Annotated in this window: 19 protein-coding genes; 15 read left to right on the forward strand and 4 right to left on the reverse strand. The window is 63.0% G+C overall.

Annotated features, from left to right (window positions below; all coding sequences use genetic code 11):
• Positions 1–21 precede the first annotated feature (21 nt).
• From relA to truD, 5 genes are read left to right on the forward strand one after another with little or no spacing between them, the layout of a single operon-like run.
• Positions 22–2,196, forward strand: a complete 2,175-nt coding sequence (gene relA, locus ECTHA_RS0101325; protein ID WP_025281370.1) for a GTP diphosphokinase — start codon at positions 22–24, stop codon at positions 2,194–2,196.
• A 33-nt stretch (positions 2,197–2,229) separates the two neighbouring features.
• Positions 2,230–2,826 carry a tetratricopeptide repeat protein gene (locus ECTHA_RS0101330; protein ID WP_025281371.1) on the forward strand — a complete coding sequence of 199 codons (597 nt, stop codon included), beginning with the start codon at positions 2,230–2,232 and terminating at the stop codon, positions 2,824–2,826.
• Entirely contained in the window at positions 2,823–4,769 is a 1,947-nt protein-coding gene (yoaA, locus tag ECTHA_RS16505) for a DNA repair helicase YoaA (RefSeq protein ID WP_025281372.1), read from the forward strand. Before ECTHA_RS0101330 ends, yoaA begins: the two co-directional genes overlap by 4 nt.
• Positions 4,766–5,527 carry a tRNA (adenosine(37)-N6)-threonylcarbamoyltransferase complex dimerization subunit type 1 TsaB gene (gene tsaB / locus ECTHA_RS16510; protein WP_025281373.1) on the forward strand — a complete coding sequence of 254 codons (762 nt, stop codon included), beginning with the start codon at positions 4,766–4,768 and terminating at the stop codon, positions 5,525–5,527. The genes yoaA and tsaB overlap by 4 nt, the downstream gene beginning before the upstream one ends.
• Positions 5,524–6,549, forward strand: coding sequence for a tRNA pseudouridine(13) synthase TruD (gene truD, locus ECTHA_RS0101345; RefSeq protein ID WP_025281374.1), 1,026 nt, complete (start codon positions 5,524–5,526; stop codon positions 6,547–6,549). Before tsaB ends, truD begins: the two co-directional genes overlap by 4 nt.
• Here the strand turns inward: truD and ECTHA_RS16515 are convergent.
• From ECTHA_RS16515 to ECTHA_RS0101360, 3 genes are all read right to left on the reverse strand, one after another.
• Positions 6,546–7,271, reverse strand: coding sequence for a Crp/Fnr family transcriptional regulator (locus tag ECTHA_RS16515; protein ID WP_025281375.1), 726 nt, complete (start codon positions 7,269–7,271; stop codon positions 6,546–6,548). The two genes, truD and ECTHA_RS16515, sit on opposite strands and share 4 nt — an antisense overlap.
• A 75-nt stretch (positions 7,272–7,346) precedes the next feature.
• Complete coding sequence (locus ECTHA_RS0101355) at positions 7,347–7,922, reverse strand: Tll0287-like domain-containing protein (protein WP_025281376.1); 576 nt, start codon at positions 7,920–7,922, stop codon at positions 7,347–7,349.
• A gap of 118 nt (positions 7,923–8,040) precedes the next feature.
• The gene (locus ECTHA_RS0101360) at positions 8,041–8,586 is read right to left on the reverse strand and encodes a Smr/MutS family protein (RefSeq protein ID WP_025281377.1); all 546 of its coding nucleotides are present in this window, start codon (positions 8,584–8,586) and stop codon (positions 8,041–8,043) included.
• Between the two features lie 76 nt (positions 8,587–8,662).
• Between ECTHA_RS0101360 and surE the strand changes: the two genes are divergently transcribed.
• Genes surE through rpoS form a run of 5 tightly spaced genes read left to right on the forward strand, consistent with a single transcriptional unit; the run spans position 8,663 to position 12,657 of the window.
• Positions 8,663–9,418 (forward strand): 5'/3'-nucleotidase SurE, encoded by a 756-nt coding sequence (surE, locus tag ECTHA_RS0101365; protein ID WP_025281378.1) that lies wholly within the window; start codon positions 8,663–8,665, stop codon positions 9,416–9,418.
• A gap of 23 nt (positions 9,419–9,441) precedes the next feature.
• On the forward strand, positions 9,442–10,080 hold the full coding sequence (locus ECTHA_RS0101370) for a protein-L-isoaspartate(D-aspartate) O-methyltransferase (RefSeq protein ID WP_029762376.1): 639 nt from the start codon (positions 9,442–9,444) through the stop codon (positions 10,078–10,080).
• Positions 10,077–10,661: a YqaA family protein gene (locus ECTHA_RS0101375; protein ID WP_025281380.1), complete on the forward strand. Its 585-nt coding sequence runs from the start codon at positions 10,077–10,079 to the stop codon at positions 10,659–10,661. Before ECTHA_RS0101370 ends, ECTHA_RS0101375 begins: the two co-directional genes overlap by 4 nt.
• A gap of 16 nt (positions 10,662–10,677) precedes the next feature.
• Positions 10,678–11,553, forward strand: a complete 876-nt coding sequence (locus ECTHA_RS0101380; RefSeq protein WP_029762377.1) for a peptidoglycan DD-metalloendopeptidase family protein — start codon at positions 10,678–10,680, stop codon at positions 11,551–11,553.
• A 33-nt stretch (positions 11,554–11,586) separates the two neighbouring features.
• On the forward strand, positions 11,587–12,657 hold the full coding sequence (gene rpoS / locus ECTHA_RS0101385) for an RNA polymerase sigma factor RpoS (RefSeq protein WP_025281382.1): 1,071 nt from the start codon (positions 11,587–11,589) through the stop codon (positions 12,655–12,657).
• 5 nt (positions 12,658–12,662) lie between these two features.
• Here rpoS and ECTHA_RS0101390 read toward each other — a convergent pair whose 3' ends face one another.
• Complete coding sequence (locus ECTHA_RS0101390) at positions 12,663–13,037, reverse strand: Mth938-like domain-containing protein (protein ID WP_025281383.1); 375 nt, start codon at positions 13,035–13,037, stop codon at positions 12,663–12,665.
• 137 nt (positions 13,038–13,174) lie between these two features.
• Here ECTHA_RS0101390 and alaC point away from each other — a divergent pair, with 137 nt between their 5' ends.
• The 5 genes from alaC to ECTHA_RS20480 all read left to right on the forward strand — a co-directional run bounded on the left by alaC (position 13,175) and on the right by ECTHA_RS20480 (position 20,568).
• Positions 13,175–14,374: an alanine transaminase gene (alaC, locus tag ECTHA_RS0101395; protein ID WP_025281384.1), complete on the forward strand. Its 1,200-nt coding sequence runs from the start codon at positions 13,175–13,177 to the stop codon at positions 14,372–14,374.
• 380 nt (positions 14,375–14,754) lie between these two features.
• Complete coding sequence (locus ECTHA_RS0101400) at positions 14,755–15,120, forward strand: response regulator (protein ID WP_025281385.1); 366 nt, start codon at positions 14,755–14,757, stop codon at positions 15,118–15,120.
• 34 nt (positions 15,121–15,154) lie between these two features.
• Complete coding sequence (locus ECTHA_RS16520) at positions 15,155–17,545, forward strand: chemotaxis protein CheW (RefSeq protein WP_051582529.1); 2,391 nt, start codon at positions 15,155–15,157, stop codon at positions 17,543–17,545.
• The gene (locus ECTHA_RS0101410; RefSeq protein WP_025281386.1) at positions 17,542–18,045 is read left to right on the forward strand and encodes a chemotaxis protein CheW; all 504 of its coding nucleotides are present in this window, start codon (positions 17,542–17,544) and stop codon (positions 18,043–18,045) included. Before ECTHA_RS16520 ends, ECTHA_RS0101410 begins: the two co-directional genes overlap by 4 nt.
• A gap of 39 nt (positions 18,046–18,084) precedes the next feature.
• Positions 18,085–20,568, forward strand: a complete 2,484-nt coding sequence (locus tag ECTHA_RS20480) for a methyl-accepting chemotaxis protein (protein WP_025281387.1) — start codon at positions 18,085–18,087, stop codon at positions 20,566–20,568.
• Positions 20,569–20,588 lie beyond the last annotated feature (20 nt).

Here is a 20,588-nt window from a genome sequence, read left to right on the forward strand (position 1 = left end):
TGCCGGATATACTCTGCGCCCATGCGTCATACCCAATACGACAAGACCCCTCTCGCCCAGCAACCCCAAGAGGCGTTGCTGGAGCGATTTGCGCCCACGGACGGCGCCAACCCCGAGCTTCGCCTGGGTAAAGCCGTTGCGGATGCCCTGCGGGATCATGAGCGTATCGGCTCACAGCCCCATTGCCTGGACGTGGCCGAGAATCTGCGCGTATTGGGAGTGGATAACGACACCCTGATCGCTGCCCTGCTGCTGGATGGACATCTGGACGGTTCACTCAGCGACGAGCACATCCGCGAGGAGTTTGGCGATACGGTCGCCTGTCTGGTGCGCAATGTGCATCTGCTCACCACCTTCAAGCGCTCCGCCAGCCAGGTGGAAAGTACACCGGAACAGGCGGAACGGCTCCGGCGCATGCTGCTGGCCATGGTGGACGATGTGCGCGCCGTGCTCATCAAGCTGGCCTATCGCCTCCAGCATCTGCGCCTGCTGGCTGTCGAGCCGGATGATCTGGCCCGGGCCATTGCCCGCGAGACCCTGGAGATCTTTGCACCCCTGGCCAATCGCCTGGGCGTGGCTCAGCTCAAATGGGAAATGGAGGATCTTTCCCTGCGGATTCTGGAGCCCAAGGAATACCGCCGGATCGCGAAGCTGCTTGAGGAAAGTCGCACGGAAAGAGAGCGTTACATCATGGATTTCACAGAGCACCTCAGGAAGGCGCTGCGGGAGGAAGACGTCAAGGCGGAAGTGCAGGGGCGACCCAAGCATATCTACAGCATTTGGCGAAAGATGCAGCGCAAGAACCTGGAATTCGAGGACCTTTATGACCTCAGGGCCGTCCGGGTGATTGTGGACCGACTGTCTACTTGCTACGCCGTGCTGGGCGTGGTGCACAGCACCTGGCCCCATATTCCCAAGGAGTTCGACGACTATATTGCCAACCCCAAGGATAATGGCTATCAGTCCCTGCACACGGCGGTCATCGGCCCGGAAGGCAAGGTGGTGGAGGTGCAGATCCGCACCCACGGCATGAATGAGTTTGCCGAACTGGGGGTGGCAGCCCACTGGCGCTACAAGGAGGGCGGTCGCGAGGATCAGGCCTTGTCACGGGCGATCACATCCCTCAGGCGACTTCTTGAAAATCAGGATAACGATCGGGAACTGCTTGAGAATTTTCACTATGAACTGTTCCATGACCGGGTCTTTGTGCTCACGCCCCGTGGCGATGTGATCGACCTGCCCAAGGGGGCCACCCCTCTGGATTTTGCCTACACCATTCACACCGAGGTGGGACACCACTGCCGGGGTGCGAAGGTGAATGGGCGCATCGTGCCGCTTACCTACGAATTGCGTTCCGGGGAGAGGGTGGAGGTACTCACCAGCCAGTCCGGCGGGCCCAGCCGGGACTGGATGAACCCGAACATGGGTTTTCTGCGCACTGCCCGGGCCCGGGCCAAGGCGCGCAGTTGGTTCCGGCAACAGGACCACGACAAGAACCTGTCCGAGGGGCGCGCCGTGCTGGAGCGGGAAGCCCAGCGCCTGGGGGTGAACACGCCGGACATGGATGAACTGATGCGCCGCTTCAAGCAGCCGGGTCGGGATGAGTTGCTGGTGGCCATTGGTTCCGGAGAGATCACCCCCGCGCAACTGGCTGGCGCCATGCAGGTGCCCATCGAACTCACCCCGGAAGAGACCCTGATGGGTCGCCGTCACCGGCACCCGCCGCCAGCAGACAAGGCCACCGACAAGGGCATCCGTATTCGGGGTGTGGGCAACCTGCTGACGCAAATGGCCGGTTGTTGCCGGCCGGTACCCGGGGACCGGGTGATTGGCTACATCACCCGTGGCAAGGGAGTCACCATCCACCGACGCGACTGCGTGCACATCCTGCGCATGTCCGAGGAAGAGCGTCCGCGCCTCGTGGAGGTCACCTGGGGCGAGGACACCCAGGCCTACCCGGTCAAGGTCACTGTGGAGGCCTTCGACCGCCAGGGGTTGCTCCGGGACATCACTCAGGTGCTGGCGAATGAGCGGATCAATGTCCTCTCCGCAGCCACCCAGACCGATCCGGCCGAAAACACCGTCACCATGGATCTCACCCTGGAGATCACCGACACCACACAACTGAGCAAGGTGCTGGACAAGATCGGTGCGGTGGCCAATGTCTTCTCGGTGCGCCGGGTATCCGCCGGCTGATCGGCCGAATCGACCAACCATGAGGTGTTCCACATGACCACGCCCTTGAGCGCCCTGCGAGGCATCCTGCCGCTGTGGGTTCTGGTGGTTCTGGCCACCGGCTGTGCCGGTATGCCCGATATGCGTCCGCCAGCGCCCACCCCCACTGATCCCCCACACGCGCAGGTGCCCGCACCCGAGCCGGTTCCCGAACCGCAACCCCGGGTCGAGCCCACGCCGGAAACCAGTCGCGTACCGGCGCCCTCCATTGCCCGACAGGAACCTGCACGTGAGGAACGGACCAGGACACAACAGCCGCCAGCCGTGCTGGCCCTGGCCAGTGACGCGGATGAGCGGATGGCGCGGGGCGATGCCGATGGCGCCGCCGCTGCACTGGAGCGGGCCCTGCGCATCGCCCCCGATGACGCCCGCCTGTGGCAGCGTCTGGCGGCCGTGCGGCTGGAACAGGGGCAACCGGAGCAGGCCGTGAATCTGGCGGGACGCTCCAATACTCTGGCCCGTGGGGATCAGGCATTGCAGGCCCGCAACTGGCGCATCATTGCCGAGGCACGACGGCGCATGGGGGATCATGCCGGAGCCAATGCAGCCGAAGAACGGGCCCGCTCCCTGGCCCCGGGAGAACTGGGTTGAGTCAGGACTGCGAGCACGTACTGGGAGACGACGGCCCCCTGGCCCGGGCGCTTGAGGATTTTCATCCGCGTCAGGCCCAGCAGGATATGGCCCAGGCCGTGGCCGAGGCCATGCAGGCACAGGCCACCCTGGTGGTGGAGGCAGGAACCGGCGTGGGCAAGACCTTCGGCTACCTGGTGCCTGCACTGCTCGATGGTGGCAAGGTGATCATCTCCACCGGGACCCGCAACCTTCAGGATCAGCTCTATCACAAGGACCTGCCCCTGGTGGCCGGTGCCCTGGGCGTCTCCCCGCGAACAGCCCTGCTCAAGGGGCGGAGCAACTACCTCTGCCCGCATCGCCTCAACATGACCCTGGCGGAGGGTCGAATGCTGGAGCCTCGCCTGGTGGAGCCCCTGCGCAGGGTGCAGGCCTGGGCGGACAAGACCCGCCATGGTGACATCGCCGAACTCACCGACCTGGGTGAGGATGCCGAGATCTGGCCCCGGGTGACGTCCACCGTGGACAATTGCCTGGGTCAGGACTGTCCTGAATACGCCGCCTGTCATGTGGTACAGGCGCGCCGCCGAGCCCAGGAGGCCGAGGTGGTGGTGGTCAATCATCACCTGTTGTTCGCCGATCTGGCCCTGCGTGGCGAGGGCTTTGGCGAACTGTTGCCCTCGGCCAATGCCTTCGTCCTGGATGAAGCCCACCAGTTGCCGGATGTGGCCGGCAATTTCTTCGGGGTCACTGTGAGTGCGCGGGCGTTGACGGACCTGGCCCGGGACAGCATCGCCGAGCTGCTCAACAATGCTCCGGACATGGGCGAACTGCGGGATCGGTCCGATGCCCTCACCCAGGCCGTGAAGGCGTTTCGCCTCGCACTGGGGGAAGGGTCGGGCCGCGGGCCATGGGTGTCACTGGCCACAAAACCTGCCGTGGAGCAGGGACTGGATGACCTGGAAAATCGTCTCACCAGCCTGGCCGACGGACTGGAGGCGGTGGCGGAGCGGGCCAAGGGCCTGGAGTCCTGCGGGCGTCGCGCCCGGGAACAACTGGAGCGGCTATCGCTGTTTCGCGGCCCTCAGGACAATGCCGTGCAATGGTACGAGGCCTGGACCCGAAGCTTCAGCCTGCACGTCACGCCCCTGGACGTGGCCGCCCTGTTCAAGGAACACCGTGGCAGCTACCAAAGTGCCTGGATCTTTACCTCCGCCACCTTGTCGGTGGACGGCGCGTTCGATCATTTCAACCGCCGCATGGGGTTGGAAGATCCGCGCTGCCTGCTTCTGGACAGTCCGTTTGATTATCAGGCCCATGCCCGATTGTTCCTGCCACCCCGCCTGCCCGAACCCAACGATGGCCGATTCACCGGAGCCCTGGTGGACATGGCCCTGCCGCTGATTCGCGACAACCCGGGCGGCACCTTCATGCTGTTCACCAGCCTGAAGGCCCTGCGCGAGGCAGCACAGCGTTTGCGCGACTCACTGGACAGGCCTTTGCTGGTTCAGGGTGAGGCCTCGCGCAATGTCCTGCTGGAACGTTTCCGGGAGGCTGGCAATGGCGTATTGCTGGGCTCCCACAGCTTTTGGGAGGGGGTGGACGTGCGTGGCACCGCGCTCACCTGCGTGATCATTGATCGTCTGCCCTTTGCGGCCCCCGGCGATCCGGTTCTGGAGGCACGCATTGCCCGAATCCGCCACGGGGGAGGCAATCCCTTCCGTGATCTACAGCTTCCCCAGGCCGTCATCAGCCTGAAACAGGGTGCCGGCCGGCTGATCCGGGACATCAGTGATCAGGGCGTGCTTGTGCTGTGTGATCCACGAATCCGTTCAAAGAGTTACGGCAAGACCTTCATCAAGAGTCTGCCACCCATGCAGCCGGTGACCGATGACCGGGACGTGATCCAGTTCCTCCAGTCCGGCCCGCCCCTTCAGACGTCATCCGAACGAGCCCCCCAGTGACCCCCATAACACCCCGCAACCTCCTGGCCATCGAGACCGCTACCGAGGCCTGTTCGGCCGCCCTGTGGATGGAGGGTCGGATTCATGTGCGCTTTCAGGAGGCACCTCGGGCCCATGCACGGCTGATCCTGCCCATGATGGAGGCGGTGCTGGCTGAGGGGGGGATCGCCCTGGGGCAACTGGATGCCCTGGCCTTTGGGCGGGGCCCGGGAGCCTTCACGGGTGTGCGGGTGGCCACGGGCGTGATCCAGGGGGTGGCCTTCGGTGCCGACCTGCCGGTGGTGCCCATCTCCACCCTGGCGGCACTGGCCCAGCAACGGCTGGATGCAGGAAGCAGCCAGGTGCTGGCCGCCCTGGATGCCCGCATGGGTGAGGTGTACTGGGGTGCGTTCGAGGCCGACGAAGGCGGGCTGGCTGTGCCGGTGGGCAACGAATGCGTCTGCCCGCCTTTGGCGGTTCCTGAGCCGCCCGATGGGGCTTGGGAACCCATCGGCCGCGGCTGGTCCGCCTGCCAGGAGGCATTGGCCCAACGCCTGGATAGGCGAGCCGACGCCCCCTGGGATGATCGCCTGCCCAGTGCCGCGGAAGTGGTGCGCCTGGCGGCACGGGGCCTGGCCCGGGGCGAAGGCGTGCCAGCCGAGCAGGCCCTGCCGGTCTATCTGAGGGACAAGGTGGCCAATAAACCTCGACAAGTCACGTCGACCGGCAGTGCCGGCGCGTCCCAGGACACTCAGTCATACCAGGACACTCAGTCATGAATGTCTTCATCAGCACCGACCCCAATGCCCCTCTGATCAAGGCGCGCCTGCGTGCGACGCCGGCCGATTTTCAGGTGGACGAACTGCCCATCACCACGCCCGAGGGGGAGGGCGAGCATGTCTGGCTGCATCTGCGCAAGACGGGTCTCAACACGGATCAACTGGCGGGCATGCTCGCCCGCGCGGCAAGCGTTCCGCGGCGGGCCGTGAGTTACGCCGGGCTCAAGGATCGCCATGCAGTGACTACCCAGTGGTTCAGTGTCCACCTGCCCGGGTGTGACGCCCCCGAGTGGTCTGATCATCTGCCACCTGAAGTGGAGATCCTCACTGCCCATCGGCATCGTCGCAAGCTCCAGACGGGGCATCTTCGCGGCAACCGGTTTCAGATCCGGCTACGCGACTGCAAGGGGGACCGAGAGGCGACGGAGGCAAGGCTGCAGGCGATTGCCCATCGAGGTCTGCCGAACTTTTTCGGGGAACAGCGTTTTGGCCATGATCGTGGCAACCTGGACAAGGCTCGCGCACTGTTCTCAGGGGAGATCCGCGTACGCGATCGCAAGCTCAGGGGGCTGTACCTCTCGGCGGCCCGCTCGGAGATCTTCAATCGGGTGCTGGCAAGGAGAGTGGAAGAGGATCACTGGGATCGGGCAATGCCCGGAGATGCAATGCAACTGGATGGCTCTCGCAGTTTCTTCATCCACCGGGAGGAGGATCCCACAGTGTTGGAGCGGGTGACCGCCTTCGAGATCCACCCCACCGGTCCGCTATGGGGGCAGGGGGATGGCATCACAGAGGGGATGGCAGCACGGCTGGAAGCCGAGGTGATGGAGGCCGCGGATCTGATCGAACTGGCCCGTGGCCTGGAAGGCGCCGGCCTGTCCCAGGAACGGCGTGCCCTGCGCATCCGTGTGAAAGAGCTGACCTGGTCGTGGCTTGATGAGGCAGATCTGGAACTGCGCTTCGAACTGCCCGCCGGTGCCTATGCCACCACGGTCATCAAGGCCGTGGCGGATACGGCTTAACCGATCCGGGGCGATCCCGTGACCGGGACCAACTTGCTTGAAGGATAGCCACCGCCCAGCTGACTGAGCGCTTCGCGATCGTGAAGCGTCAGCACGCCGGCCTTTTCGGACACATAGCCACGACGCTTCCACTCTGCGAAGAACCGGCTCACCGTCTCCACCGTGAGGCCCAGCAACTCGCCCGTCTCGGTGCGCGAAAGGGGCAGGGGCACCTGCTCATGGCCGCCGTTCTTGTCGGCCCAGTAAAGCAGGAAGGTGGCCAGGCGCTCGTTGGCCTTCTTGGTGCCCAGTTCCACGGCCAGGGTCTCCACCTGCTGCAGGGCAGCCGCCCAGCGGGCGAGCAGGGCATTGTTCAGGGTGGGATGGTCTGCCTGCAGGCGTTTGAGCACATTCAGCGGCAACCGACAGACCTGCACCGGCGTGAGCGTCGTGGCGGTGTGATTGTAGGTCTGTCCCAGCAGGCTCTCTGCCCCCATGATATCCCCGTGGGTCAGCAGACGCAGGATCTGTTCACGACCGTTGACGGCGGTACGGGTGAGTTTGACCACCCCATCCTTGAGCGTGTACGAGGCCACGGCCTCGGCATTCTCCTGGTAGATGACCTCGCCCGCCGGAATGACCAGATGGTCGGCGGGATTGTCGAGGCTTTTCACCACCTCATCCGGCAGGGCACCGAACAGGCTCTCGGCACGCACGGGGCAGCGCATGCAGTCGTTGTCCATGAGTGGGGCCGGTGGCCGGCCCCCATTGGGTTTGTTTCGTATGCTCATATGACCGGGTCGGTGCCGATGATGTGGTTACATGGGTTGAACGAGGGTGAAGGCACCGCGGATCTGTCCTTCTGAATAACCGGTGGCCTGATCGTCGGGGTATTTGCGCAACAACGCCTGCTCCACATCGTAGCGCACCTCGGTGCCATGACAGGTCATGCACAATTCGCCGGCAGGAATGGCACGCATGTAGCGAATCTGCCAGCCCCCATCATCCTCTCGAACCTCGTGATGCTCCATGGTTTTGGGATCCTCACCAGCCGCAAGGCGCTCCTCGAAGGCGTTGAGCACGTCACGCTCCCAATCGTCCGGGGCATTGTCGGGATTGCGCAGTTGCAGACTGGTGCGACCGGCCTGTATGCCGGTGCTGTCAGAGATCTCCTGGGCGATCTCGGGGGCGCGTTGACTGCAAACATCGATGGCATGCACCGGCCCCCCTTCCTCCACAGCAGTCTTGAGTTCGTTCTGCAGGGACTGGGCAAACTGCTGGACCGCCCCCCGGGCCTGCTCCAGGCGGGCCTCGGTATCATCCTGAGCCCACAGCGGAGTGTGGGTCAGCGCCATGGCCGCCAGGGCCAAACTGGGAAATATCATTTGTCTCATGTGAGTCCCTCCCCGCGGTTTCACTGTTTTCCCGGCATGATCACTTGGCATACTAGCATGAGATTACTCAACAAAACCCACACTGGAATAATGAAATAGACGAAAGTTAGGATGAGGGTCAGTCCTTCAGTCGTAACAACACAAGAACGGCCCCCGTGCCCCCCATGGTTGGCGGGGCCGAGCAATAGGCCAGCACTTCGGAACGCTGCCTGAGCCATTGGGCCACGCGACTCTTGAGCACCGGCCCTCTATTGCTGGACCGCAGACCCTTGCCGTGGATGATCCTCACGCAACGCAGGCGCCTCTCCCGGGCTTCAGCCAGGAACAGGGCCAGGGCTTGATGGGCCTCGCGGGCGAATAGACCATGAAGGTCCAGTTCATCGGCAATGCGATAATGCCCCCGGCGCAGTTTCCGGAACACCTGCCGCTGCAGTCCCTCGGTCAAATGGGCCAGTTCGTCGCCGGGTTGCACATCGACGCCATCAAAGGGATCCTCCTCCAGGGCCTCGATCACGCGACGGCGATCAGCCTCAGCCTGGCGAGGACGGGGCGGGGGAGGGCGGCGCTGCAAGGGCTGGCGGTCGCTGCGCACGGGCTGTACCTGCCCTACCGCGGCCCTGAACAGGGCCATGTCGTCGTCCTCCGGCAGGTCGTTGGGGGGCATGACAGATCTCCGTTGGGACATGCGTCTAACACGGGGTTTCCAGTATATTAGCCACCTGACTTCACAGTGACCCACTATGCGTATCCTGCTCAGTAATGACGATGGTGTCCATGCACCAGGACTGCAACAACTGGCCAAGACCCTGCGTGGCCGGGGCCAGGTGACCGTGGTGGCTCCGGATCGGGACCGCAGCGGGGCCAGCAACTCACTCACGCTGTCGCGACCTTTGCGGGCCACCACACTGGATAACGGTGACGTGCGTGTGGACGGCACGCCCACGGACTGCGTGCACCTGGCCCTGACCGGCCTGCTGTCCGAGGAGCCGGACATGGTCATCTCCGGCATCAATGCCGGCGCCAACCTGGGTGACGATGTCCTGTATTCGGGTACGGTGGCTGCCGCCATGGAAGGGCGGTTTCTGGGGTTACCGGCGATTGCCGTCTCCCTGGCAGGCCAGCAACAATGCAAGCACTACGATTCCGCCGCCCAGGTGGTGCTGGAGTTGCTGGACCGATTACGAAGCATTCCACTCCCTTCCGACACCATCCTCAATGTCAACGTTCCCGATCTGCCCCGGAGAGAGATCCGGGGCTATCAGGCCACCCGTCTTGGGCATCGTCACAAGGCAGAGCCGGTGACCCGCTCCACCGATCCCCGGGGTCGCCCCATCTACTGGGTGGGCCCTTCAGGCCCGGAACAGGACGCCGGCCTGGGGACCGACTTCCATGCCGTGCGCTCCGGTTACGTGTCGGTCACGCCGATTCAGGTGGACCTGACCCGCTACGAGGCCATGGACATCGTCAGCCGCTGGCTCACGGAGGGCGAGGCTTGAATCATGATCTGACCGGAATCGGCATGACGTCCCAGCGTGCGCGGGATCGTCTGGCCGGGCGTCTTCGAGAGCTGGGCATCCGTGATCCCCGTGTACTGGAGGTGATTCGCGCCACGCCACGGCATCTGTTCGTGGACGAGGCGCTGGCGCACCGCGCCTATGAGAACACCGCACTGCCCATCGGGTTTGGCCAGACCATTTCCCAACCCTACATTGTCGCCCGCATGACCGAGGCCCTGTTGGCAGAGGCCGCGCCGCAGATGGTGCTGGAGGTGGGCACAGGCTCCGGGTATCAGGCAGCCGTACTGGCACAACTGGTGGGGCGAGTGATCAGCCTGGAGCGGATCCGCCCGCTGCAGCGCCAGGCCCGTGAGGTGCTCAGCCTCATGCGCTTGCAGAACATCAGCCTGCGTCATGTGGATGGCAATCAGGGCTGGCCGGAAAACGCCCCCTACGATGCCATTCTGCTCACCGCGGCGCCCCGGGTGATCCCCGAGGCCCTGCTGCTGCAACTGGATATGGGCGGGCAGTTACTGGCCCCGGTGGGTGAGGAAAGCGGGGCACAGACCCTGGTCCGCATCACACGCACCCCGGAGGCCTATGTCAGGGAGGATCTGGGCCCGGTGAGTTTTGTGCCGCTGTTGCCAGGAGAGGTGCAATGAGGCTCTTTGGTCCCCTGTATGATCGGGTGATGATGTGGTCGCGACATCGCCACGCCCCACGTTACCTGGCGGGTCTTTCTTTCGCTGAATCATCGTTTTTCCCCGTACCCCCCGACGTGATGCTGGCCCCCATGGCGGCGGCGCGTCCCGATCGGGCAATGCGCCTGGCCCTGATCACCACGGTGTTCTCCGTCCTGGGCGGTCTGCTCGGGTATCTGCTGGGTTACCTGGCCTTTGAACTGCTTCAGCCGGTGATCGAGGGGGCGGGCTATGGCGAGGAACTGATACGCGCCCAGGAGTGGTTCTCCGTGTGGGGCGTCTGGGTGGTCCTGGTGGCTGGTTTCTCGCCCATTCCCTACAAGCTCTTCACCGTCACCGCCGGGGCCCTGTCCATGGCCCTGCTACCTTTCGTGGTGGCCTCGTTCCTGGGTCGGGGGGCGCGCTTTTTCGCTGTGGCCCTGATCATCAGCTGGCTGGGGCCACGGGTGGAACCGCGACTGCGCCCGTACATCGAATGGATAGGATGGGCGTCGGTCATCCTGCTGGTTCTGGCGGTGATCATCTATCAGTTACAGGGGTGAGAAACAAACTGTGCGCATGGCAGCGGTGGCAGCCTGGGTGTTCATCCTGCTGATGCTGGCTGCCTGCGGCACGCCGCAGAGGTCGGGTGAATTGGGATTCCGCTCTGGCGTGCACACGGTGCGGCATCACGAAACCCTGTATGCCATCGCCTGGCGCTATGGTCTTGAATGGCAGGACCTGGCCCGATGGAACAACATCGACGAACCCTACACCATCTATCCTGGTCAGCGTTTGCGCATGAACCCGCCGCACGGCGACCGTCAGCGTACCGTGGCCCAGGCGCCGCCAGCGCAGCGGGGTGGAACACCCCGCGAGACCCGCAACGAACCGCCGCCAGTGCAGCAACCCCGACCGGTGGAGCGTCAGGCCGAGAGCCCCCCGGCACAGCAATCCCGCCCGGCCGAATCACGCGCCCAAACGCCGGCCCCCGCCAGATCCTCGGAGGATCGACCTCAGGCCAGGCCTTCCCCCCCGGCCTCCAGCCCACCCCCCACGCAACGCAGTACCGCCCCCAGCGGGGCCATCGACTGGCGCTGGCCCACCGACGGTGAGGTGATACGCTCGTTCCCGGCGTCCGGCACCGGCAAGCGGGGGATCGCCATCTCGGGGCAGCCGGGCCAGTCGGTGCGGGCCGCCGCCCCGGGGCGGGTCGTCTACAGCGGAAGTGGACTTGTCGGATATGGAAAGCTTATCATCGTCAAGCACGATGACACCTATCTAAGCGCCTATGCGCACAATGAGAAAATCCTTGTAAATGAAGGGGCTGAGGTGTCTCAGGGGCAGGAGATCGCGCTCCTTGGAGACACCGGAACCGATCGCCCCATGCTGCATTTCGAGATCAGAAAAGACGGGAGGCCCGTGGATCCATCAAGCTATTTGCCGAGTCGATAAAACGAGGGGCAACCGCCCCGCACAGGAGGTCACATGCCGAGAAGGCGAGATAAGAACCCCGTGTACGAGGATGGTGAGGAAAAGGTTGAGGAGGAAGTGCTGTCGGAACCCGAGGACCGGGCGACAGCGTCGCTGAAGGACGTTGAAGAAAGCGACACCACCCCGATGCTGTCGGATGAGGTGGTGGAATCAAATACCCAGGACGATGCGGAGAACGACGAAGAGGAGGAGGAGAAGGTCGTGTACGCCGCGGGCGAACCGCCCAGGGCCGACCTGGACGCCACCCGGCTATACCTCAGCGAGATCGAGTTCTCCCCGCTGTTAACGCCGGAGGAGGAGGTGTACTACGCCCGCCTGGCCCAGAAGGGAGACGAAACCGGTCGACGCAAGATGATCGAGTGCAATCTGCGCCTGGTGGTCAAGATTGCCCGACGCTACATGAATCGGGGGCTGGCGCTTCTGGATCTGATCGAAGAAGGCAACCTGGGCCTGATCCGCGCCGTGGAGAAGTTCGACCCGGAGCGCGGCTTCCGCTTTTCCACCTACGCCACCTGGTGGATCCGCCAGACCATCGAGCGGGCCATCATGAACCAGACCCGCACCATTCGCCTGCCCATCCACGTGATCAAGGAGCTCAACGTCTACCTGCGTGCCGCCCGCAAGCTGGCCCAGGAGCTGGACCACGAGCCCACTGCCGAGGAAGTGGCCCGCCACCTGGACAAGCCGGTACAGGACGTCAAGCGGATGCTGGCGCTCTCCGAGCGGGTGACCTCGGTGGATCTCCCCATCGGCAAGGATGGCGACCGCCCCCTGCTGGATGTGATTCCCGACGAGCATACTCCCGAGCCCTCCGACCTGATCCAGGACGAGGATGTGGTGCAGTACGTGGATGACTGGCTCATGGAACTGGACGAGAAACAGCGGGAGGTGATTGTGCGCCGCTTCGGCCTGCACGGTTTCGAGCGGTCCACCCTGGAGCAGGTGGGCTTCGAGCTGGGCGTCACCCGGGAGCGAGTCCGGCAGATACAGATGGATGCCCTGAAAAGACTGCGCAAGATCCTGGAAAGTCGCGGATTCTCGGAGGATACCCTGCTACAGAACTGAGTCAGTCAGCCCGGGATCAGGAGCACCGCCGCCACTCTGCGCCCTTCGCCCATGACGATGTTGTAGGTTCGGCATGCCGCCGACGTGTCCATCACCTCCAGGCCGATACCCCGGGCGCGGATGGCATACAGCACCTCACGGGGAGGCCAGCGCAGGGTGGGTCCGGTGCCCAGGAGCACAATCTCGGGAGACAGTGCCAGCACGGGTTCGAAAACCTCCGGCTTGAGATCATCCACCCGGGAGACCGGCCATTGGGGTATGAGCTGGTCCGGCAACACCACCAGGCTCTCATGATGAGCCTGATGGTTCACCTGCACGCCACCCCCACCATAGGCGGTGATAATGTTCTGGCCCTCGCCGTATTCTCGCGTCATCTTCATGACTTAAAAGTACAACCCGACCAGGCCGCAGGCAAGCCGCAGCGGGCAGCCTCTGGCGCATTGATTGACAGTCCCGGGGTGCCCCTTTATTGTTTCTGGTTTCCCTTTTCCCGACCCTCCAGCCCTTGGAAACACCCGTGATCGACGACTTTCCCAGAATCAAGCGTCTTCCGCCGTACGTCTTCAGCATTGTCAACGACCTGAAGGCCAAGGCCCGCGCCCGGGGCGAGGATGTGATTGATTTCGGCATGGGGAATCCCGATCAGCCCACGCCGCCCCATATCGTCGAGAAGCTGGTGGAAGTCTCTCGCCGCGGCGACACGCATCGCTATTCCGTGTCCAAGGGCATTCCGCGTCTGCGGCGTGCCATCTGCCGCTGGTACAAGGACAACTACGATGTGGATCTGGATCCGGAGACCGAATCCATTGTCACCATCGGCTCCAAGGAAGGCCTGGCGCATCTGGCCCTGGCCACCCTGGGCCCGGGCGACGCGGTTCTGGTGCCCAACCCGGCTTATCCCATCCACCCCTATGGCTGCGTGATCGCCGGCGCCGACATCCGTCATGTCCCCCTGACACCGGATGTGGATTTCTTCGCGGAACTGGAGCGGGGCATCCAGGAATCCTGGCCGCGCCCGAAGATGCTGATCCTGAATTTCCCGGCCAACCCCACCACCCAGTGTGTGGATCTGGAATTCTTCGAGAAGGTGGTGGCCATTGCACGGGAGCACAAGATCTGGGTCGTGCATGATCTGGCCTATGCGGAGATCGTCTTCGATGGCTACAAGGCCCCCTCCATCCTGCAGGTGCCCGGCGCCAAGGATCTGGCGGTGGAGTTCTACACCCTCTCCAAGAGCTACAACATGCCGGGATGGCGTGTGGGTTTCATGTGCGGCAACCCCACCCTGGTGGCAGCCCTGGGGCGCATCAAGTCCTATCTGGACTATGGCACCTTCACCCCCATTCAGGTGGCAGCCATTGCAGCGCTCGAAGGGCCGCAGGACTGCGTGGAAGAGATCCGCCAACTCTATCTCAACCGCCGCGACGTGCTCTGCGACGGGCTCAATGCGCTGGGCTGGGAAGTGGAAAAACCCAAGGCCACCATGTTCGTCTGGGCACCCATCCCCGAGCCTTATCGGGAAATGGGTTCACTGGAGTTCTGCAAGAAACTGCTGCGTGATGCCAAGGTGGCGGTATCGCCGGGCATCGGCTTCGGTAATCACGGTGATACCCATGTGCGCTTCGGTCTGATCGAAAATGAGCATCGCACCCGCCAGGCCCTGCGTGGCATCAAGGCCATGTTCCGCGAGGATCAACGCAAGGCTGAGACCGCCTGATTGCGGTAGGCCCGGCGCATGAGTCGCCGGGCCCGCTTCCCCTGCAGCTTCTGTCGGCGCCCTGGCGCGGGCCGCTCGCCGACGTTCCCCCAACGGGTCCGTTCACCTCCCTTCATTTTTTTCTCGCCTGGCCGCTAAAGGAAGGGGAGGGCAGCGTGGGCGTGGCCGTATGGTCATCTTTGCGGTGATGCAGGGCGCACCAAGAGAGAGAACCCCGTCACAAAAGCGGTTCCAGAGGTTCGACGGCTGGGTTAGCATGAACAGTCGGTGAACGGGTGCCGTGAACAAATGATTTTCCTCAATTTTCGAGGGGTGGGGCCAGCTGCACTGTAACCCGCCCACTCAAGGTCAAGTCTTAAGGGAAGGGGAGTACTTACCACATGGCCAAATCAATCCTTACGGTGGACGATTCCGCGTCGATTCGTCAGATGGTCTCCTTCACGCTCAAGGGGGCTGGTTATACCGTCACCGAGGCGGTGGATGGGCAGGACGGACTGGACAAGGCCCGGTCCGGCAATTTCAACCTGATCTTCACCGATCAGAACATGCCCCGCCTCGACGGCCTTGGCCTGATCAAGCAACTGCGCGCCATGCCGCAGTACAAGAGTGTGCCCATCCTGATGCTCACCACAGAGTCCGGTGAAGCCATGAAGACACAGGGGCGCGCCGCCGGGGCCACGGGTTGGCTGGTGAAACCGTTCGACCCCCAGAAGCTTCTTGAGGTGGTCCGTAAGGTGATCGGCTGACCATTGCCGACCTGACATCCGTAGGAGGGCAGGAATGACCATCGACATGACGCAGTTCTACCAGGTGTTCTTCGACGAAGCCGATGAACATCTGGCAGATATGGAGAGCCTGCTGCTGGAACTGGATGTCGATCAGCCGGACCTGGAGATGCTCAATGCCATCTTCCGCGCTGCCCATTCCATCAAGGGGGGCGCCGGCACCTTTGGCTTCACGGACATGGCCCGGGTCACCCATGTACTGGAGACCCTGCTCGACCGCCTTCGCAAACAGGAGCTTCAGCCCGTCACCGAGATGGTGGATGCCTTTTTGGAGGCTGGCGATGTGCTCAAGGCACAGCTGCAGGCTCATCGGGAGGGTGAGGAATACCAGGATGAGCGCATTGACCGGGTGTGTACCTGGCTGGAGCGACTCACCCACGGCGAGCAACCTGCCGGCACCGCTCCATCTGCCAGCCCAACCGCCGCCCCGGCACACTCCGACCAAACGCAAACGGCTGAGCCCACCTGGAAGATCAGCTTCGACCCCCTGGCGTCCGAATTCAAGCCGGATGTCCATCTGGATGCCCTGGCCGAAAGCCTTGGGGAACTGGGCACCCTGCAACGATATTCGGAGGCCACCGGGCGCCCGGTCGTCTGGTACCTTTCCGGCCCCGGGGTCTGCCTGAACAATATTCAGGAGATCTTTGACTTCATCTGCGATCTGGACGGCGTGCAGATCGCGCCCATGGACGATGCGGAAAAGAGCGCCTCGCCCGCCGCTGACCATGAAGATGAGGCCTTTGGATTTTTCGATGAGGCCCCCGGCACGCCCCAGGACGCGGAGGATCCGGGATACGGTTTCTTCGCGGATTCTCCTGCCGCACCGGTTTCGATCCCGCCGGAAAACAATGGCCAGCCCTCTGACAGCGGCTATGGGTTCTTCGAGAACGCCCCAGGCGCCGAGGCCTCCCAGGATACCGAGTCAGACGGCTATGGCCTCTTTGGCAATAGCCCGGGCATGGAGCAGGTGGCCTCTCAGGCCGCCCACGACCGGGAGGAGAACGCCCAGGGGTACGGCCTGTTCGATCCCTCGCCCGGCTATCCCTCATCGACCAAGTCTGGCGATGACAGCCCTTCGGGTTCGACGGAGGCCCCAACAAAGGGCGGTGACTCGGGTGGCGCACCGCCGAACAAGGAAAACGCGGCCAAATCCCAGACTCCCAAGCGGGGTCCTGGCGGCGATTCCTCCATCCGCGTCAGTGTCGAGAAGGTGGATCAGCTCATCAATCTGGTGGGCGAACTGGTGATCACCCACGCCATGCTCGCGGAATCCGCCACCCATCTGGACCCGGTCGCTCACGAGAAGATCTTCAGCGGCCTGTCCAACCTGGAACGCAACTCCCGGGACCTGCAGCAATCCGTCATGTCCATCCGCATGATGCCCATCAGCTTCGTGTTCAACCGATTCCCCCGGGTGGTGCGCGATACCGCCGCAAACCTGCAGAAAAAGGTGACCCTGCGCCTGGTGGGTGAGGACACGGAACTGGACAAGGGGCTCATCGAGCGACTGGCGGACCCACTGAACCATCTGGTGCGCAACAGCATTGACCACGGTATTGAATCCCCGGAAAAACGTCGGGCGGCGGGTAAGTCCGAAACGGGTGAGATCGTCCTGCGAGCCAGTCATCAGGGGGGCAATATCGTCATCGAGGTGAATGATGATGGCGCCGGGCTGAATCGGGAAAAACTCCTGGCCAAGGCCACCGAGCGGGGCGTTCCCATGTCGGACAACCCATCTGACAAGGAGGTGTTCCAGTTGATCTTTGCGGCTGGCTTCTCCACCGCAGACAAGGTGACCGACATCTCCGGTCGTGGCGTGGGCATGGATGTGGTTCGCCGCAATATCGAACAGATGAATGGTCGTATCGAGATCGACTCCGCGCCCGGGCAGGGCACACGCATCACCATCCGGCTCCCCCTGACCCTGGCCATACTGGACGGGATGGCCGTGCGCCTTGGGGACGAGACCTTCATCCTGCCCCTGACCGCCATTCGCGAGTCCATCCAGCCCAAACGGGAGCAGTTCAAGACGGTTTCCGGCAAGGGGCGCGTGCTCAACACCAGTGGGGAGTACCTGCCTCTGGTGGTGTTACAGGACATCTTCGAGTTAGGACAGGTCGGCCAGAGCCTGGAGGACTCCATCGTGGTGATCGTCGATACCAATGAGGGTCGCATGGCCCTGGTGGTGGACGAACTGATGGCTCAGCAGCAGGTGGTGATCAAGAGTCTGGAAACCAATTATCGCAAGGTACGTGGCGTTTCCGGGGCCACCATCCTGGGCGACGGGCGCGTGGCCCTGATCCTGGATGTGGATGAACTGGTGCAACTGAACCAGGAAATGCAGCCCAAACGTACAGGCACTTCGGAACAGGGGAATCTGGCATGAGTGAAGATTTGAAGGAGCGGGCCGTCATCACCAGCGATGATAGCCGGGAATACCTCACATTCACGCTGGGGGATGAGGAATATGGCATCGATATCCTCAATGTCCAGGAGATCCGTGGCTACGACGCGGTGACCAAGATCGCCAACTCGCCGGATTACATCAAGGGTGTGATCAATATGCGCGGGGTCATCGTGCCCATCATCGACATGCGCCTGAAGTTCCATCTGGGGCAGGTGGAATACAACCAGTTCACGGTGGTGATCATCCTCAACATCTCCGGGCGGGTCATCGGCATGGTGGTGGATGGTGTCTCGGACGTGGTCGCCCTCAAGGGAGAGCAGATCCGACCCGCGCCGGAGTTTGGTGCGGTGCTGGACACCGCCTACATCGACGGACTGGCCACGCTCGATGAACGCATGGTGATCGTCGTCGATATCGAAAAACTCATGACCAGCGGCGATATGGGGCTGGTTGACCGGATTCAGAACGAATCCTCCTGAGTCTCGGGCTAATTCAATAAGCTTCAAGGAGTCAAGGCCATGCGTTGGTTCAATAATCTATCGGCAGGCATCAAGATTGCGCTGCTTGGCGGCGTGTTACTGCTCTCCCTGGCCTATGCGGCCTTCGAGGCCTATCAGGGGTTCAACGGCTGGGCGAACTATTCCGAGCAGGTCCGTGATAACCGATTGCCGTCCATGGAAGCCCTCGGGCAGATGAACACCGAGCGCATGGCCATCCGAGCTCAGACTGTGGAGGTCATGCTGCAGGATGAAGCCTATACAGATAAATCTGCGCTTCGAGACATTGCCCGGGAACGGGCACGATCCTGGGAAACCGTTGATCGCTACTGGGAGCAGTTTGCCGGCATCCCTCGCCTCACCGAGGCAGGTCAACAGTTGTACAATCGCTTGCGCGGTGAATACCAGGCCTGGCGGGCCATCTATGTGGAACTGGACGCCCTGATCGATAACATGGTTCGTACCCAGGATCCTGCTCAGTTCGACGCCTACATGCAGCAGTACCAGGCAACGGTTGAACGCATGATCCCCATCTCCAACACCATGGGTGCCACCTTCGTGGAACTGGTGGAAGGCAACGTGGCCCGTGCCACGGCCGATGCCAACGCCAATGTGGAGACCGCGGCCAGCGAGATTCGTGAACTCATCTGGCTTGCCTCCATTGCCATTCTCCTCTCCCTCGCCATCGCGGTGCTGACCTTCATCAGCATGGTGCCACCGCTGCGGTCCCTGGTGTCGAAGTTCGATGCCATTGGTGCCGGCGACTACGATCAGGAAATCGAGCAGACCCGCAAGGACGAGGTGGGCAAGGCCCTGAAGGGGCTGGCGGACATGCAGGCCAAGCTCAAGGCGGATATCACCGAGACCAAGCGTGTGGCGGCCGAGAATCTGCGCATCCGGTATGCCCTGGATACCGTGTCCTCCAATGTCATGGTCTCCGACACGGATGCCCAGATCGTTTACGCCAATGACGCGGTGATCGGCATGTTCCGCAAGGGCGCCAACGACATCCGCAAGGATCTGCCCAACTTCGATCCTGACCGGGTGCGCGGCTCCAGTATGGATATGTTCCACAAGCGTGCAGCCCATCAGCGTCAGATGACGGATTCCATGCAGTCCACCCATGAGACGGAAATTGTCGTCGGCGGGCGCACCTACAAGCTGATTGCCAGTCCCATCTTCGATGAGGACGGTCAGCGTCTGGGTGCTGTTATTGAATGGGCCGACCGTACCGAAGAACTCAAGGTGGAACGGGAAGTGACGCACCTGGTGGAAGGCGCCGTGAAGGGCGATTTCAACCAGCGTATCGCCACCGAGGACCTGAGTGGCTTCTTCAAGCGTCTGGGGGATGCCATGAACCAGCTGGTGGAGCGCACCTCCACGGGTCTGGGCGAGGTCGCCCGTGTGCTAAACGCCGTCGCCGACGGGGATTTGACTCAACGCGTGACGGGTGAATACGAAGGCACCTTCGGGCAACTGAAGGAAGACACCAACGCCACCGCCATGCGTCTGCAGGAGCTGATCGGTCAGATCAAGGAGTCCGTGGATGCCATCAACACCGCGTCCCGCGAGATTGCCGTGGGCAACACGGATCTGTCCCAGCGCACCGAGGAGCAGGCCTCCAGCCTGGAGGAAACCGCTTCGAGTATGGAAGAGTTGACCTCCACGGTGAAGCAGACGGCCGACAACGCCCGCCAGGCCAACCAGCTCTCGATCAACGCCCGCGATGTGGCCAGTCGGGGTGGAGATAAGGCCAGGGAGGCCATGGACTCCATGAAGGCCATCACTGAAAGTGCCGACAAGATCGGTGAAATCATCACCGTGATTGACGGCATTGCCTTCCAGACCAACATCCTGGCCCTGAACGCGGCCGTGGAAGCTGCCCGGGCCGGGGAGCAGGGGCGTGGGTTTGCCGTGGTGGCTGGCGAGGTGCGCAACCTGGCACAGCGCTCGGCCGCGGCCGCCAAGGAAATCAAGGCCTTGATCGCCGAGGATTCGGAGACCATCGAGAAAGGCAGCAAGCAGGTCCTGGATGCAGGCCAGACCATGGAAGAGATCGTCAACGAAGTGAAGCGGGTCTCGGATCTCATTGCCGAAATCACCGCCGCTGCCGACGAGCAGAGCACGGGCATCGAGCAGGTCAACAGTGCTGTCACCCAGATGGACGAGGTCACGCAGCAGAATGCCTCGCTGGTGGAGGAGGCCGCCGCAGCCGCCGAGTCCCTGGAGGAACAGGCTCAGGGTCTGGCCCGCGCCGTCAGTGTGTTCCGGGTGGAGGAAAGCACCATGGCCACCGCCGGTCATCAGCTGCCTGCAGCCAAGGCCCCCAGCCGGGCTCTGCCGGCTGCGAAAAAGGCCCCATCCGGGCGCCCGGCGACCGCTGGCAAAGCGGCCGCCGGTGGCAGCAGCAAGCCCCAGCAGGGCAAGGCAGCGGGCGGTGGCGCCAAGCCGGGCAACCGGCCTGCCTCCCGTTCCAACCCGGACGATGAGTGGGAAGAGTTCTGAGCGCCATCGGAGCCAGTCAT

The organism is Ectothiorhodospira haloalkaliphila ATCC 51935 (genome assembly GCF_000633935.1).
Taxonomy (GTDB): Bacteria; Pseudomonadota; Gammaproteobacteria; order Ectothiorhodospirales; family Ectothiorhodospiraceae; genus Ectothiorhodospira; species Ectothiorhodospira haloalkaliphila.